The 13,917-nt window shown below is 48.1% G+C and carries 18 protein-coding genes; 7 read left to right on the top strand and 11 right to left on the bottom strand.

From position 1 onward, the window contains the following. The first annotated feature begins 89 nt into the window (after positions 1–89). Positions 90–299, top strand: a complete 210-nt coding sequence (locus tag HMPREF2606_RS06670; RefSeq protein ID WP_070712679.1) for a dioxygenase — start codon at positions 90–92, stop codon at positions 297–299. Then, the gene (locus tag HMPREF2606_RS06665; protein WP_070712681.1) at positions 296–664 is read left to right on the top strand and encodes a VanZ family protein; all 369 of its coding nucleotides are present in this window, start codon (positions 296–298) and stop codon (positions 662–664) included. The genes HMPREF2606_RS06670 and HMPREF2606_RS06665 overlap by 4 nt, the downstream gene beginning before the upstream one ends. Positions 665–776: 112 nt before the next feature. Here HMPREF2606_RS06665 and HMPREF2606_RS10750 read toward each other — a convergent pair whose 3' ends face one another. The 7 genes from HMPREF2606_RS10750 to dapA all read right to left on the bottom strand — a co-directional run bounded on the left by HMPREF2606_RS10750 (position 777) and on the right by dapA (position 5,807). After that, a complete protein-coding gene (locus tag HMPREF2606_RS10750) occupies positions 777–1,046 on the bottom strand; it encodes an opacity family porin (protein WP_083315951.1) in 270 nt (89 codons plus the stop codon). Between the two features lie 34 nt (positions 1,047–1,080). Then, positions 1,081–2,256, bottom strand: coding sequence for a radical SAM family heme chaperone HemW (hemW, locus tag HMPREF2606_RS06660; protein ID WP_070712684.1), 1,176 nt, complete (start codon positions 2,254–2,256; stop codon positions 1,081–1,083). Positions 2,257–2,352: 96 nt separating this feature from the next. Further along, a complete protein-coding gene (locus HMPREF2606_RS06655; RefSeq protein WP_070712687.1) occupies positions 2,353–2,715 on the bottom strand; it encodes a thioredoxin family protein in 363 nt (120 codons plus the stop codon). A gap of 49 nt (positions 2,716–2,764) precedes the next feature. Continuing rightward, entirely contained in the window at positions 2,765–3,358 is a 594-nt protein-coding gene (rdgB, locus tag HMPREF2606_RS06650) for an RdgB/HAM1 family non-canonical purine NTP pyrophosphatase (RefSeq protein WP_070712689.1), read from the bottom strand. A 9-nt stretch (positions 3,359–3,367) separates the two neighbouring features. Continuing rightward, entirely contained in the window at positions 3,368–3,598 is a 231-nt protein-coding gene (locus HMPREF2606_RS06645) for an NGO_0222 family membrane protein (RefSeq protein ID WP_003679018.1), read from the bottom strand. Positions 3,599–3,719: 121 nt separating this feature from the next. Continuing rightward, positions 3,720–4,850, bottom strand: coding sequence for an outer membrane protein assembly factor BamC (bamC, locus tag HMPREF2606_RS06640; RefSeq protein ID WP_049351545.1), 1,131 nt, complete (start codon positions 4,848–4,850; stop codon positions 3,720–3,722). Between the two features lie 81 nt (positions 4,851–4,931). Then, complete coding sequence (gene dapA, locus HMPREF2606_RS06635) at positions 4,932–5,807, bottom strand: 4-hydroxy-tetrahydrodipicolinate synthase (RefSeq protein WP_070460828.1); 876 nt, start codon at positions 5,805–5,807, stop codon at positions 4,932–4,934. Between the two features lie 336 nt (positions 5,808–6,143). Here dapA and HMPREF2606_RS06630 point away from each other — a divergent pair, with 336 nt between their 5' ends. The 4 genes from HMPREF2606_RS06630 to nrdD all read left to right on the top strand — a co-directional run bounded on the left by HMPREF2606_RS06630 (position 6,144) and on the right by nrdD (position 11,490). Next, the gene (locus tag HMPREF2606_RS06630) at positions 6,144–7,535 is read left to right on the top strand and encodes a nucleobase:cation symporter-2 family protein (protein ID WP_070712691.1); all 1,392 of its coding nucleotides are present in this window, start codon (positions 6,144–6,146) and stop codon (positions 7,533–7,535) included. A gap of 117 nt (positions 7,536–7,652) precedes the next feature. After that, on the top strand, positions 7,653–8,795 hold the full coding sequence (locus HMPREF2606_RS06625; RefSeq protein WP_070712694.1) for a THUMP domain-containing class I SAM-dependent RNA methyltransferase: 1,143 nt from the start codon (positions 7,653–7,655) through the stop codon (positions 8,793–8,795). 286 nt (positions 8,796–9,081) lie between these two features. Then, on the top strand, positions 9,082–9,591 hold the full coding sequence (gene nrdG, locus HMPREF2606_RS06620) for an anaerobic ribonucleoside-triphosphate reductase activating protein (RefSeq protein WP_070585463.1): 510 nt from the start codon (positions 9,082–9,084) through the stop codon (positions 9,589–9,591). Between the two features lie 54 nt (positions 9,592–9,645). Continuing rightward, a complete protein-coding gene (gene nrdD, locus HMPREF2606_RS06615) occupies positions 9,646–11,490 on the top strand; it encodes an anaerobic ribonucleoside-triphosphate reductase (RefSeq protein WP_083315952.1) in 1,845 nt (614 codons plus the stop codon). Positions 11,491–11,699: 209 nt separating this feature from the next. Here nrdD and HMPREF2606_RS06610 read toward each other — a convergent pair whose 3' ends face one another. Beyond that, positions 11,700–12,146: an REP-associated tyrosine transposase gene (locus HMPREF2606_RS06610; RefSeq protein WP_283122354.1), complete on the bottom strand. Its 447-nt coding sequence runs from the start codon at positions 12,144–12,146 to the stop codon at positions 11,700–11,702. Between HMPREF2606_RS06610 and HMPREF2606_RS11075 the strand changes: the two genes are divergently transcribed. Then, a complete protein-coding gene (locus tag HMPREF2606_RS11075) occupies positions 12,136–12,288 on the top strand; it encodes a hypothetical protein (RefSeq protein ID WP_168165902.1) in 153 nt (50 codons plus the stop codon). The two genes, HMPREF2606_RS06610 and HMPREF2606_RS11075, sit on opposite strands and share 11 nt — an antisense overlap. An 88-nt stretch (positions 12,289–12,376) precedes the next feature. On the opposite strand, the gene HMPREF2606_RS11070 is transcribed toward HMPREF2606_RS11075, so the two are convergent. From HMPREF2606_RS11070 to HMPREF2606_RS06600, 3 genes are all read right to left on the bottom strand, one after another. Next, positions 12,377–12,538, bottom strand: a complete 162-nt coding sequence (locus HMPREF2606_RS11070; protein WP_168167221.1) for a hypothetical protein — start codon at positions 12,536–12,538, stop codon at positions 12,377–12,379. Between the two features lie 398 nt (positions 12,539–12,936). Further along, positions 12,937–13,338 (bottom strand): hypothetical protein, encoded by a 402-nt coding sequence (locus tag HMPREF2606_RS06605; RefSeq protein WP_070712700.1) that lies wholly within the window; start codon positions 13,336–13,338, stop codon positions 12,937–12,939. 57 nt (positions 13,339–13,395) lie between these two features. Further along, positions 13,396–13,890, bottom strand: a complete 495-nt coding sequence (locus HMPREF2606_RS06600; RefSeq protein ID WP_070712703.1) for a hypothetical protein — start codon at positions 13,888–13,890, stop codon at positions 13,396–13,398. Positions 13,891–13,917 lie beyond the last annotated feature (27 nt).

Here is a 13,917-nt window from a genome sequence, read left to right as displayed (position 1 = left end):
AACGGGCAACCTTGTACATCATGTTCAGACGGCCTGAAAACAGACGGCGCAGTCTGGCTAGCGATAAACCAATTAAAGAAACAGTAAATATGAACGAACTGACCAGCCTGATGCAGACCGAAGCCCCCGGCGTTGTTGGCGAAACATTAGACTTTTGCCTTTACGAATGCAGTATTGAAGATGCCCCGGATGCAGAAGAAGTGGCACAATGGCGTAATATTTTGGAGGCGCGGGGTGGGAAATTTGTCCGCTTGGCAGGTATTTGCCAAACATGGCTGGATGAAGAGGCTGACAAATGAAAGCCGTACCATTAAACAAATTTACTGTCGCTGCCTTAATCTGGTTTGTGGCCGCCATTTATGCCTTACTTTTCAAAGAGGGCGGCAATAGCCCGCCGCCATTCCCCCATTTTGATAAAGTCGGCCATTTCGGACTGTTTTTTGGTCAGGCATGGCTGTGCGCAAAAATATTTATTCAAGACAATAGGAATATTCCCTATAAAGGCATTCTGTTTGCCGCTTTATTGTTTGCAGTAGGAAGCGAGCTGGCTCAGGCATTTCTGACTGCTACGCGCCAAGGTTCGATCGCGGACGGCATTGCCGATATGGCAGGTACGGCTGCCGCGCTATGGTTTGCAGCAAAAGTAAAAGCAGCAAAAAGTTAGATATATTTAAAGAAGTTAAAAGGCCGTCTGAAATCCTGAGAAACAGGTTTCAGACGGCCTTTTGTTACTTGATGTATGAAGCAATGATTACTTCATGCCAAGTATTTAAAAATTAGAATTTTACGCGTACACCGGCAGATACTTCGTGAGTATGGAGCTTAACGTTATTGATCTTGCTCCAATGGTTATAGCGATAGCCTGCATCCAATGCTACAGTTACATCGTAACTTATACCAGCCATTGCACCTACGCCGGTTTTAGTTTCTTTACGTTCATGATATGAATTAGCTGTCTCAACTTTTGTTGAAGCATGATTCACAGCCACACGAGCACCTACCCCAACAATTATTCTGATTGTATTTTCTTGTTGTAAATTAAGCAAATCTAAAAATGTTTTAGCTGTTGTAAAACCGCATTTATAAAAAACACTGTAACAAGTCGTTTAAGAACAAACGGCCTTGCTCGGTCGGGCGGAACACGGTCGGGTCTGATTCAAGCAGGCCTTTTTGTCTGGCGGTTTCGATTTGAGCCATAATTTTTGCAGTGGGGACACCGGTACGTTCTTGCAGCGTTGCAGCAGGTACGCCGTCGGTCAGGCGCAGGGCGTTCATCATGAATTCAAATGGAAGGTCTTCGGCAGCAACGGTTTTGCGTTCAACTGCTTCATGCGGATTGCTCTGCATGGCGGCAAGATAGTCGTTGGGATGGCGGCGGCGGACGGTGCGCTCAATGCGGTCGGGATAGGAAATTTTGCCGTGCGCGCCCGCGCCTATGCCCAAGTAATCGCCAAACTGCCAGTAGTTCAAATTATGGCGACACTGCATACTAGGTTTTGCAAAAGCCGATGTTTCGTAGTGGATAAAGCCTGCGTTTTCCAATGCGCCGTGTACGGCATCTTCAATATCCAATGCTGCTTCATCTTGCGGCAAACCTTTTGGCGGCGTATGACCAAAAGGCGTGTTCGGCTCCATGGTCAGATGATATGCGCTGATATGCGATACGCCTGTTGCGATAGCGGTTTGCACATCGTTTAAGGCCGTCTGAACCGTCTGGTTTGGCAGGGCATACATCAAGTCGATATTGACTTTTTCAAATAATTTCAAGGCAGTGTCAATGGCTGTCAGGGCTTCTTTGCCGTTGTGAACGCGTCCCAATCGAGCAAGCATATCGTCGTTAAAACTTTGTACGCCGATAGACAGGCGCGTAATACCTGCGTCTTTAAATCCTTGAAACTTCTCAATTTCAAATGTGCCGGGGTTCGCTTCCAAAGTAATTTCCGCTTCGGGTTGCAAGCGCAACAGTGAGCGCACGCCGCTTAACAAACGGTCAATCGATTCTGCTTGAAACAGGCTGGGCGTACCGCCGCCGAAGAATATGGTTTCCACCGGTCTGCCCCAAATATTCGGCAACTCAAGCTGCAGGTCGGTTAATAGGGCATCGATATAGGCTTCTTCCGGCAGGCCGTTTTTCAGGCTGTGGGAATTGAAGTCGCAATACGGACATTTTTTGATGCACCACGGAATGTGGATATAGAGTGATAAAGGGGGCAGGGCGGTTAGCTGGCCGGGGCGTTGGAAGGTGATTTGGGTCATGATATGTGTTGAGGCTCGAGGCCGTCTGAAATTTTTAGGGCTTTATTTTAACTGAAATGTCGGCCGGGAAAGTAATCAGTAGGAAATTTGCGCAGTCTAAGCGCTCAAAAAAGCTTCAATTTCTTCTTCTGATAATTTGGAATTGCAGACAAATTTTATTTTGCCTTGTGAGATGTTGAGTAATGCGGGAACAGTTTTGATGCCGTGTTGTTCACGAAAATCTTTCAAAGCCGCTTTGTTGCTGCTGTCTGTAAAGCGGATGGTAAGCTGCTTGTTTAAGGAAACGGTAAGCAGTTTTGCAACAAAACGGCGACAGTATGAACAGCTTGGTTTGCCTAAAAAGACGGTAGCAGTTTTTTGACTGTCAATGAGTTGAAGAAGTTCGTCAGGTGTGGTTGGGATGAAGGCAGCAACGTGTTTTGCAAAGGCTGCCAATTCTTCAGGTGTGGGCTTGGGCATGGGAATGAATGTGAGGTAGGCCGTCTGAAGGTTTCAGACGGCCTTTGGTCTATAAGGATTCGATTTTTCTTAACAATTCACGCAATGCTTGGGCGCGGTGGCTTTCGGCGTTTTTGATTTCGGGATCAAGCTCGGCGGCGGTGCAACTGTGTTCGGCCAGATAGAAATGCGGGTCGTAGCCGAAGCCGTTCTTGCCGGCTGCTTCTGCCTGCCATTGGCCGCGCCAGATGCCTTCGGCGATGATGGGCTGCGGGTCGTTTTCGTGGCGGACGAGTACGAGTACGCAGACGTAGTAGCAGCTTTTGTCGTCTTTATCGGCAAGATCTGCAGACAGTTTGGCGTTGTTTGCGGCATCGGATTTGGGGTTTTCGCCTGCATAACGGGCGGAGAAAATGCCGGGTGCGCCGTTTAAGGCGTTGGTGCAGATGCCGGAATCGTCGGCAAGTGCCGGTAAGCCGCTGTATTTGGCGGCATGGCGTGCTTTAGCCAGGGCATTTTCAACAAAGGTATGGTACGGCTCGGGACATTCGGGCGTATTGAACTGTGATTGTGGCAGGACTTCGATGTTTAAGTCGGCGAAGAGGCGGGAAAATTCTTTGAGTTTGCCTGCGTTGCCACTGGCAAGGACGATTTTTTCAAACATGGTTTTTCCTTAATGGTTTTCGGTTTGCTGCATACGAGCCATTTGTGCGCGTGCTTTGTGGCGGATGTAAAGGGCAAGGCTGCCGATTTGGGCAAAAACGGCGGCAAAGGCAAACAGAAAGGCGGCAACGGCAAATTGTTTGCTGTGAATGCTCAGAAGATAAGCGCCCAACAGAATCAGTACGATAAACATCAGGGTAAACAGGGCGGTCAGGAGCAGATAGGCTTTTTGTCGGGTCATGGCAGCTTGGGGGAGGGGGGAAATGTTCTGATTATAACGTCAGATTGGGAATTTGAAACCATGCTGGATTCGTTAAAAAGGCCGTCTGAATATTTCAGACGGCCTTAAGTCGAATAACGGATTAACGCAATTCTGTGTGCAGGCGGCTCAGCAATGTGGAGGCATCGCTGCCTTTGTATGGGCTGCCGTCTTTGTTCAACAGATGGAGGCGTGCGCCATTGTTGATAGGCTCAACATAAACAATGATTTCAGGATAAGTCTTTGGCGCTTCTGCTTTGCCTTTGCCAAATACGCGTTTGAACAGGCCCGGTTTTTTATTGGCAACTGCTTCGCCTTCGGTTGGTGCTTGTTGAACCAAGAAAGCACGGCGTTCGGCATTTTGACCGATAACAGTCAGGCCGATGCGGTCAAGCGCAAGGGCGGTACGGCGCCAGTTGCGGCCGTAATCACCTGCCAGCAACAAAGTGCCGTTGTCCACACGCGCCAATTCAGAAGCATTGCTGCGGGCGGCAACGCTTTGGGTCAGAGCCTGTTCGGCTTGCTGACCGTCAACGCCCAAATATTGCATAAAGCGGGCGAGGAATGCGGCTTCGAGGTTAGGGTCGTTTTCACCCGGTTGCCACATCGTAGTGTCTTTTTTACGGTCGGCATAAACTTCTTTCATGCCTTTGTGGGCGAAGAAGATGTCGGTCGAACCGTTTTTACCTTGTTCGATGCGGATGATGAACTTGTCGCGTTCGCTGGTAGAGTAGATACCGCCCAAGCCGACTTTGTCCAACAGACGGCGCAGGCTGTCTTGAGGGATTTTGGCTCGGTTTTCTGCCCACTCGGTTTCCATTTGGCCGATGGCAGGTTCTTCAGATTTGATGTCGAAACCGTTTTCTTGCCAGAACACTTTCAGCAAAGGCCAAATTTCGCGAGGCGATTTGCCATCGACAACCAACCAGCGTTGGTTGCCGTCACGCTCAAGGCGTACGCCTTTAACGGATTTCAAGACTTCTGCATTGGCAGGTTGTTGTACAGCTTGAGTGCGGCGTTTGTTGAAGTCGCTGGCGCGGACGGCACCGCTGCCTGCCGGTAATTGATAGAGGTTGCCTTGGTCTGGGTTGTTCAAATCAGGTGGTACTTCCAGTTTGACCAAGCGGTGTGATTGACTTTGATAGTCGAGTTTGGGTTGTTCTTTTTTGCTGCCGGAACAGGCAGTCATGCTAATCAGGGCGAGGGCTACTACGATGGGTTTGATATAGGTCATCTTGTTTTCCTGTGGATGGAGTTCTTAACAGGGAGGTCGTCTGAAAAGGGTGTTTGGGATTCAGACGGCCTTATTTCCGGATCAGATTTGTCCTGATTTTTCCAGAGCGGCTCGGACTTTGGCTTGACCGGCTTCGGTCAGTGCTACCAAAGGCAGACGAACATGGGGTTCGCATTTGCCCAATAAGCTCAGGCCCCATTTGGGCGCGGCCGGGCTGGGCTCGCAGAACATGGTGTTATAAATTGGGATAAGTTGCTCGTTTAGACGACGGGCGGTCGCAATATCGCCCTCAAGGGCGGCTCGGCACATATCGGCAAAGAGTTTCGGTGCAACGTTGGCTGCGACGGTTACCACGCCATGACCGCCACACAGCATGAAAGGCAGGCCGGTAGGATCGTCACCGGAGAACACGGCAAAACCTTCAGGAACGCTGTTGATCAATTCGATGTTGTTGCCGATATTGCCGCTGGCTTCTTTCACGCCGACGATATTCGGAATCTCGGCCAAACGCAAAATAGTGTCGTTGCTCATGCTCACGACGGTACGGCCGGGAACATTATAGATAATCATCGGAATCGAAGTGGCTTCGGCGATGGCTTTAAAATGTTGGTAAATGCCTTCTTGCGAAGGTTTGTTGTAGTAGGGAACAACAGATAAGGTGTAGTCCGCACCGGCTTGCTCGGCTGCTTTGGAAAGGGCGATGGCTTCTACAGTATTGTTGGCGCCTGTACCGGCGATAACGGGAACGCGCTTGTTGACGTGTTTGACAGTGGCTTCAATAACGGCCAAATGTTCTTCGACAGGCAGGGTGGCAGACTCGCCGGTGGTGCCGACTGCGACGATGCCGTCAGTGCCGTTTTCAATGTGCCAGTCGATTAAGTCATGAAGTTGTTCGTAGTTGATGCTGCCGTCTTGATTCATCGGAGTAATCAGGGCAACCAGACTGCCTTTTAACATACGGAAACCTTTAATTTTATGGTGTGGGTGAATTATTCATCGGATTGTAGCTTACTTTGTTGTTTGTGTGAAACATATCCGCTAAGCGGCTTTGCCGTTTAATGGTGACTTGTCATTATCTTAATGAATAATACATTTTTAAATCATTGGTTTGTTTGTTTTGAGATGGAAAAATGATGTCAAGAATTAAAATGTGTTAAGGCGGTTTAAGGCCGTCTGAAAACGGTTGGGCGGAACTTTCAGACGGCCTGATGGTTTTGAATTTGCTGATACATTTCAAATTGGTTAAAATACGCATCTTAATATTTTTTAACGATTCTTGAGAGAAGGTTCAACATGGCCGGAATGACTGAAAAACAAGCGGAACCGCTTGATTTGGTTTATGGTTTGGAAGATAAGCCGCCGTTTGGGAATGCGTTGTTGAGTGCGGTTACGCACCTTCTGGCGATTTTTGTCCCGATGATTACTCCGGCACTGATTGTCGGCGGGGCGTTGGAGCTGCCGGTTGAAATGACGGCTTATTTGGTGTCGATGGCAATGGTGGCTTCCGGTGTCGGCACTTATTTGCAGGTCAACCGTTTCGGGCCGGTCGGTTCGGGCATGTTGTCGATTCAGTCGGTCAACTTCTCTTTTGTTACCGTGATGATTGCACTTGGTACCGGCATGAAAGAGGGAGGCTTGACTGAAGATGCGATGATTTCAACGCTTTTGGGCGTGTCCTTTGTCGGCGCGTTTTTGGTGTGCTTCTCCGCTTGGCTTTTGCCTTATCTGAAAAAAGTGATTACGCCGACTGTAAGCGGTGTGGTCGTCATGCTGATTGGCCTGAGCTTGGTACATGTCGGCATTACCGATTTCGGCGGCGGCTTCGGTGCGAAAGCAGACGGTACGTTCGGCTCGATGGAAAACTTGGGTTTGGCATCGCTGGTGTTGCTGATTGTATTGGTTTTCAACTGCTTGAAAAATCCATTGCTGCGTATGAGCGGCATCGCGGTGGGTTTGATTGTTGGTTATATTGTTGCGCTGTTTTTGGGTAAAGTAGATTTTTCCGCCCTGCAAAACCTGCCGCTGATTACCCTGCCTGTTCCGTTTAAATATGGTTTCGCATTTGATTGGCACGCGTTTATTGTCGCCGGTGCGATTTTCTTGTTGAGCGTATTTGAGGCAGTGGGCGATTTGACGGCGACAGCAATGGTCTCCGAGCAGCCGATTGAGGGTGAGGAATACACCAAACGTCTACGCGGCGGCGTATTGGCAGATGGTTTGGTGTCTGTGATTGCGACTGCGTTGGGCTCTTTGCCTTTGACTACTTTTGCGCAAAATAACGGCGTGATTCAAATGACCGGCGTGGCTTCGCGCCATGTGGGCAAATATATCGCGGCTATTTTGGTATTGTTGGGTTTGTTCCCTGTTATCGGCCGTGCGTTTACCACGATTCCGAGTCCGGTTTTGGGTGGCGCGATGGTATTGATGTTTGGCCTGATTGCGATTGCCGGCGTGCGGATTCTGGTCAGCCACGGTATTCGCCGTCGTGAAGCAGTTATCGCGGCTACTTCTGTCGGTTTGGGTTTGGGCGTGGCATTTGAGCCGGAAGTGTTCAAAAACCTGCCGGTATTGTTCCAAAACTCAATTTCCGCAGGCGGTATTATGGCGGTATTGTTGAACTTGGTTTTGCCGGAAGATAAAACCGATAAAGCGGTTAAAGTGGAAACCGATAGTTTGGATCACTAAGCAAGCTTTATTCAAAGGCCGTCTGAAGTTTCAGACGGCCTTTTGGTTTTTCGGCTATAATATTGTTTTTATTTGTTATCCGAGTGGTTCGGATAGCCCTACCCGGAAAGGTTTTATATGACGGTTTATTCACTTTTTATCACTTGTCCTCGCGGTTTGGAAGCGCCTTTGACGCAGGAACTTGAAAGCATGGCATGTCAGGATATCCGCGCTGTTGACGGCGGTGTGGCATGTAAAGGCACGATGGAGCAGGTGTATCGTATCAACCTGTATTCGCGCGTTGCCAGCCGCGTTTTGCTGCGCTTGACCAAAGGCGGTTATCGTAATGAACACGATATCTACAAATTGGCACGAAATCTGCATTGGACAGGTTGGTTTAAGCTGGAGCAGACCTTCAAGGTCAAAGTTGAAGGCAAGCGCGCCAATGTGAAAAGCTTGGATTTTGTCGGTTTGAAAATCAAAGATGCCGTCTGCGATGCCTTCCGCGATATTTATGATGCGCGTCCGAGCGTGGGCAAAATCAACCCCGATATCCGCATTCATGCCTTTATCGATGAGCGCAACGTGGAAATCTTTATCGATACTTCCGGCGAAGCACTCTTCAAACGCGGCTATCGTCAGGATACCGGCGAAGCGCCATTGAGGGAAAATTTGGCGGCAGGTTTGCTGCTTTTGGCAGGTTACGATGGTACGCAGCCTTTCCAAGACCCGTTTTGCGGCAGCGGCACGATTGCCATTGAGGCTGCATGGATTGCAACACACCGTGCGCCGGGTTTGATGCGCCGTTTCGGTTTTGAAAAACTGCAAAACTTCGACAAAGAAAAATGGCAAGCCCTGCGCCGTGAAGCTGAAAAACAAATCAAACCGGCAGCCGCGCCCATTTCCGGCAGCGACAACGACCGTTATATGATTCGTGCCGCATTGGCGAATGCCCAAGCCGCCGAAGTGTATAATTTCATCCGCTTTGACGTGCAAGATGCGCAGGCCGCGCGACCGAACGGCGAACACGGCATTATGATTTCCAATCCGCCTTATGGCGTGCGCCTTGCCGAAATTCAGGCTTTACAGGCGCTTTATCCGCAACTGGGCACATGGTTGAAACAGCACTACGCAGGCTGGCTGGCTGGGATGTTTACCGGCGATCGCGATATGCCGAAATTTATGCGCCTTTCTCCGAAGCGTAAAATTCCGCTGTTTAATGGTAACTTGGATTGCCGATTGTTTTTGATGGATATGGTTAAAGGCTCGAATCGGGGCTAAAACCTGAAATTGAGGTCGTCTGAAAGATGATTTCAGACGGCCTTTTTTGATTTGTTAAAACTGTCTTTGTTATAACGGAGTTTGCTTTTCTTTTTTTAATTACAGGCTGTCTGAATCGTGTTCAGACGGCCTTTTTATTTGTTTAAAACTGCTATTTTATAGTAATAGACAATTAGATAAATAATAAAAATCTATTATATGAGTAAAATACATTGTTAAATAAAAATACCATATCTAGTAGTCTTGTGTTTTAATTCGCACCATATCTTGTGTTTATGGTATTGCAATGAGTAGCTTGAAATTTACAGTTGAGCAAATTGTTTGGCAGGAAGTGCCCGGCGAAGTGTCGCTGGCATTTCTGTTTTCAGGTTGTCCGCTGCGTTGCAAAGGTTGCCACAGTGCCGATACATGGAAAGAGGGTATCGGCACGGAATTGACCGAGGAGTATTTAAAAGGCCGTCTGAAACGCTATCGCGGGCTAATTAGCTGCGTGTTGTTTATGGGCGGGGAGTGGCAACCGAAAGCCTTACAGAAAATGCTGGCTATTGTTACGCAGGAAGGTTTGAAAGCCTGTTTGTACACAGGCCTGGAGCGTGAGGAGTTGGAGGCGGTTTCAGATGGCATCCTGACTTATCTGACGTATCTGAAAACCGGCCGCTGGCAGATGGAGCTGGGCGGCTTGGACAGCCCGACCACCAATCAGAAGTTTATCGATCTGCGCACGGGCGAAGTGTTGAACCGCTTGTTTATCAAAGACAAACCTGCGCCTAAAGTTTTTCCAGTGGCTTCAATTTAGCCCGGTGCTGTATTGCACTGATTTAAATTGAATTTATTGTATTCGCTGACAGCGATGTTTCAGACGGCCCAACCGTCATTGTTTAATAAATCAACCAAACCATACAGGAGAATTAACATGATTCGGCTGCATCCCGAACAGTTAAACGGAAAACTACAATTCATGCGTGACTACATCAGCGCGCAAAACGCGGCGGACGGCTCGAAAATGGACGCCAACGCCAACGTTACCCAGAAAAACATCGCTACGATGGAAGCGGAGATCATGAAAGACTTTTTCGTGCAGATTAACCGCGCCCAAGTGTCGCGCAAAATCGCTGAAATTTTCGACCAATCCGTCGCCGACGAATACATCCGCCAGATTGAGGCGCATGAGATTTATGTGCACGACGAAACCAGCCTCAAGCCTTATTGTGTGTCGGTTACGCTGTATCCCTTCCTGCTCGACGGCTTAAGCAAACTTGGCGGAGAATCTAAGGCGCCGCAGCATCTGGCATCGTTTTGCGGCTCATTTATCAATCTTGTGTTTGCCATCAGTGCGCAGTTTGCCGGTGCGGTGGCGACGGTGGAATTTCTGACCTATTTCGACTACTTCGCCCGCAAAGACTACGGTGATAATTATTTGGAAACCCATGCCAAAGAAATCGCCAACCATATGCAGCAGGTGGTGTATAGCATCAACCAGCCTGCCGCCGCGCGCGGCTATCAGAGCGTGTTTTGGAATATTTCCGTTTACGATCAATACTATTTCGACGCGATGTTCGGCGATTTCGTCTTCCCCGATTTCAGCAAACCAGTGTGGCCAAGCGTGGCGAAGTTGCAAAACTTCTTCCTCAAATGGTTTAACCAAGAGCGCACCAAAGCCATTTTGACCTTCCCTGTTGTAACCGCTGCGATGCTGACCAACGGCGGCAAATGCAAAGACACCGTGTTTGCAGACGAAATGGCGAAAGAGTTGGCGGAAGGCAATTCCTTCTTCGTCTATCTTTCCGACAACCCTGACTCGTTGGCTTCCTGCTGCCGCCTGCGCAATGCCATTGAAGACCGCACTTTCAGCTACACCCTCGGCGCGGGCGGCGTGGCGACCGGTTCCATCAACGTCATCACCATCAACATGAACCGGTTGGAGCAAGACGGGCGCGACCTTGCCGCTGAAGTCGCCAAAATCCACAAATACCAATACGCCTACCGCAAACTGATGGAAGAATACCAAGCCGCCGGGATGCTGCCCGTTTACGATGCAGGCTTTATTACGTTGGACAAACAGTTCCTCACCATCGGCATCAACGGCATGGCGGAAGCCGCCGAATCGCAAGGCATCAAGGTTGGCTACAACGACGATTACATCAACTTTGTCCAAGGCCGTCTGAAAACCATATTCGAAGCCAACCAAGCCGCCAGCAAACACTACGGCGTGAAGTTCAACACCGAGTTTGTCCCTGCCGAAAACCTCGGCGTGAAAAACGCCAAATGGGACAAAGCCGACGGCTACAAAGTCAGCCGCGACTGCTATAACTCCTATTTCTACGTCGTCGAAGACGAAGAAATCAACGCGCTCGACAAATTCCTGCTGCACGGTAAAGAACTGGTGGACTGGCTTGACGGCGGCTCCGCGCTGCACCTGAACCTTGACGAAGCCCTGCCCGAATCCGGCTACCGCTCGCTGCTGGACATCGCCGCGCAAACCGGCTGCAACTACTTCTGCGTGAACGTACGTATCACCATCTGCAACGAATGCGGTCACATCGACAAACGCACCCTGCCTGCCTGTTCCGCCTGCGGTTCGCACGACATCGACTACGGCACCCGTGTCATCGGCTACCTGAAACGCGTATCCGCCTTCTCAAGCGGACGGCGTAAAGAACACGCGCTCAGACATTATCACCGTAAAGCGGCGTAATCGTTGAAAAAAGGTTACTTACAAAAGCAAAGGCCGTCTAAAATTTCAGACGGCCTTTAGGATATTTAGATAGACTGACTCTTTCAGCTGTATGATTTTAATTAAATTAAACAACAATGCTTGATACTTTAATATTTTGAAGTTCCGTGTGACTCGCAGGTAGGGGGTGTGGCGCAGCCACGCACGCGATCGGTAATTTTTTATAGTATTCACTCTCCAAAACTCATTACCGCTGTTTCTTTTGTTCCGCCCCAATCCAACGGCAACCATCCATCCCGAACATAACGGTGGAATGACGAAAACGCCCAATCGCGAACATTGCCGCACAATCCATGTTTGACGGGATTGAAATGGATGTAGTCCGCGCAACGTTGCAAATCCGTTTCGTCGCGCACGGTGTGTTCATAAAAACGCCGTTGCCAAATACCGCGTTCGTTCCGCCGCTGTTTGCTGGCAGACAGGTTTTCAGCATGAGGGAAATGGGCGGAGAATTTGGTTTTAATCAGCCGCCAGCGCAGGGAATAATCCGTATCGTCGGGCGGCAGCGTCCAAATGGCGTGGATATGGTTCGGCAGTACGCATACGGCGACGGTTTCAAAGGGATATTGTTTTTGCACATCCATATAGGCCGCACGCGAAGCCGATATGTTCGACAAGCAGGCGCGATTTTGGGTCGGCGAGTTTGACGGTGAAAAAGAATGTGCCGCCGGCAATGAAGTTTCTGCGATAACGCGCCATAGGATTTTTGCTTGTGGTTTGGGTGTTGGAGAAGGAATGATTTGTTTTTTGAGGTTTTAACTTCGTTCAATTTGACACTTTCAGACGACCTTTGAGGCCGTCTGAAAGCGCTAGCTTCAACGAAGTTAAAAGTTGAAACGGCAAACCGTCAATCAAGCAACCGCGTGCGTGCGTACCGCACACACCCTACGCGTTGGTTTTTAAGTTCCGAGTAATTCATAGGTAGGGTGTGTGGCGTAGCCACGCACGCGGTCAGTTGGGTATGCAGGCTACGGCTTGCTTTGTTGAAGTTGAGGTTTTCAGACGACATTGGAGGCCGTCTGAAAGCGTTCGCTTCAACGAAGTTAAAAGTTGAAACGGCAACCCGTTAATCAAGCAACCGCGTGCGTACCGCACACACCCTACGCGTTGGTTTTAAGTTCCGAGTGATTCACAGGTAGCGTGTGTGGCGCAGCCACGCACGCGGTCGGTTGGGTGTGCAGGCTACGGCTTGCTTTTTCAGTTTTCAGACGGCCATTTCTCATGCCGTCTGAAGGCGTTAATTTCGATTAAGTTAAAATTTACAGCAGCAAACAGTTAATCAAACTAACCGCGTGCGTGCGTACCGCACACACCCTACGCATTGGTTTTTAAGTTCCAAGTGATTCAAAGGTAGGGTGTGTGGCGCAGCCACGCACGCGGTTGGTTGGGTATGCGGGCTACGGCTTGCTAAGGCATATGTTCCACCCACCTGGCATATGTATTAAGATTAAAACAATTTTTTGCAATTTGTTGAATTTCATACTGAACATTATTAAATAAGTTTTCTACCCTATATTTAGTGGCAGCAGGATAGTATTTCAACCCCGATTTTGTATTCCATACAATAACAATTCTTACTGCATCGCTACTTATCTCTCTGGAACGATCAGTTCCTTTGTAAACAGAAGAATAGATTAAAATCCAGGCTGCTTTATTTCTTAAATTAAATTTATATACATACTCCCAGATTATGTTTGGAGAGTTACTTAATTCTTCAGAAACCTCCTCCCAATAAAGTAAATTACCTGTATTTGCAATATCACTTAAACATTTTTGAAACTCAGATTTCCAATACGGACGATATGTCATTGTTAGAGCCTTTTTAATAAAATAGATATTATTTAGTTGTAATGTGATTAGCATTAACTAGATATAATTAGCTACATTTTCAGCTTTTTGACAAAAGTCTTGCACATCGAATTCAACTATACTTGCAGGTATACGATGAAAATCACTAACTGAAAAAATAATAATATGCGAATTATCTGCTTCAATACGAAATTTCGCGTTTTCACGATGTTTAAATTTTGTTATTAGTTCCTCAAAACAAATATCACTATTTGGATTAGGTAAAATTGGTGTCGTGATAATTGATTGTCTTTCAGTTGCATTTGCTGGTTGATACACTTTCCCACAATCCTCACCTAGACTTCTTTGAAAATCTGAATTTCTAAAATTTCCATTTTTTCTATGGACATCTCTGATACGTAGAATTTCATTAACTATAAAATCAAAGCACTTGACTGCCTCCTCGCTAACTCTCGTAGCGTCATCCCGTGAATTATTTTTATAAAATTTAATAAACTCAGACGAACATACTCTTAGCTTATTAATGCTTTCCTTAATTTCAATACCAAACATATTTACCTCGTTCAATTAATAATATTA

It is taken from the genome of Neisseria sp. HMSC070H10 (assembly GCF_001837635.1).
In the GTDB taxonomy this organism is placed as follows: domain Bacteria; phylum Pseudomonadota; class Gammaproteobacteria; order Burkholderiales; family Neisseriaceae; genus Neisseria; species Neisseria subflava_A.
The sequence above is the reverse complement of the archived record's forward strand: the minus strand, read 5'-3'. Positions and strand labels throughout refer to the sequence as shown.

Excerpts from the sequence above, each read along its gene's own strand:
- hemW (WP_070712684.1), bottom strand. The coding sequence starts at position 2,256 with ATGACCCAAATCACCTTCCAACGCCCCGGCCAGCTAACCGCCCTGCCC.
- rdgB (WP_070712689.1), bottom strand. The coding sequence starts at position 3,358 with ATGTTTGAAAAAATCGTCCTTGCCAGTGGCAACGCAGGCAAACTCAAA.
- HMPREF2606_RS06630 (WP_070712691.1), top strand. The coding sequence starts at position 6,144 with ATGGCCGGAATGACTGAAAAACAAGCGGAACCGCTTGATTTGGTTTAT.
- HMPREF2606_RS11075 (WP_168165902.1), top strand. The coding sequence starts at position 12,136 with ATGTTCGACAAGCAGGCGCGATTTTGGGTCGGCGAGTTTGACGGTGAA.
- HMPREF2606_RS06665 (WP_070712681.1), top strand. The coding sequence starts at position 296 with ATGAAAGCCGTACCATTAAACAAATTTACTGTCGCTGCCTTAATCTGG.
- dapA (WP_070460828.1), bottom strand. The coding sequence starts at position 5,807 with ATGTTAAAAGGCAGTCTGGTTGCCCTGATTACTCCGATGAATCAAGAC.
- HMPREF2606_RS06605 (WP_070712700.1), bottom strand. The coding sequence starts at position 13,338 with ATGACATATCGTCCGTATTGGAAATCTGAGTTTCAAAAATGTTTAAGT.
- nrdD (WP_083315952.1), top strand. The coding sequence starts at position 9,646 with ATGTTTCAGACGGCCCAACCGTCATTGTTTAATAAATCAACCAAACCA.
- HMPREF2606_RS06625 (WP_070712694.1), top strand. The coding sequence starts at position 7,653 with ATGACGGTTTATTCACTTTTTATCACTTGTCCTCGCGGTTTGGAAGCG.
- HMPREF2606_RS11070 (WP_168167221.1), bottom strand. The coding sequence starts at position 12,538 with ATGTCGTCTGAAAACCTCAACTTCAACAAAGCAAGCCGTAGCCTGCAT.
- nrdG (WP_070585463.1), top strand. The coding sequence starts at position 9,082 with ATGAGTAGCTTGAAATTTACAGTTGAGCAAATTGTTTGGCAGGAAGTG.
- HMPREF2606_RS06670 (WP_070712679.1), top strand. The coding sequence starts at position 90 with ATGAACGAACTGACCAGCCTGATGCAGACCGAAGCCCCCGGCGTTGTT.
- HMPREF2606_RS06600 (WP_070712703.1), bottom strand. The coding sequence starts at position 13,890 with ATGTTTGGTATTGAAATTAAGGAAAGCATTAATAAGCTAAGAGTATGT.
- bamC (WP_049351545.1), bottom strand. The coding sequence starts at position 4,850 with ATGACCTATATCAAACCCATCGTAGTAGCCCTCGCCCTGATTAGCATG.
- HMPREF2606_RS06645 (WP_003679018.1), bottom strand. The coding sequence starts at position 3,598 with ATGACCCGACAAAAAGCCTATCTGCTCCTGACCGCCCTGTTTACCCTG.
- HMPREF2606_RS06655 (WP_070712687.1), bottom strand. The coding sequence starts at position 2,715 with ATGCCCAAGCCCACACCTGAAGAATTGGCAGCCTTTGCAAAACACGTT.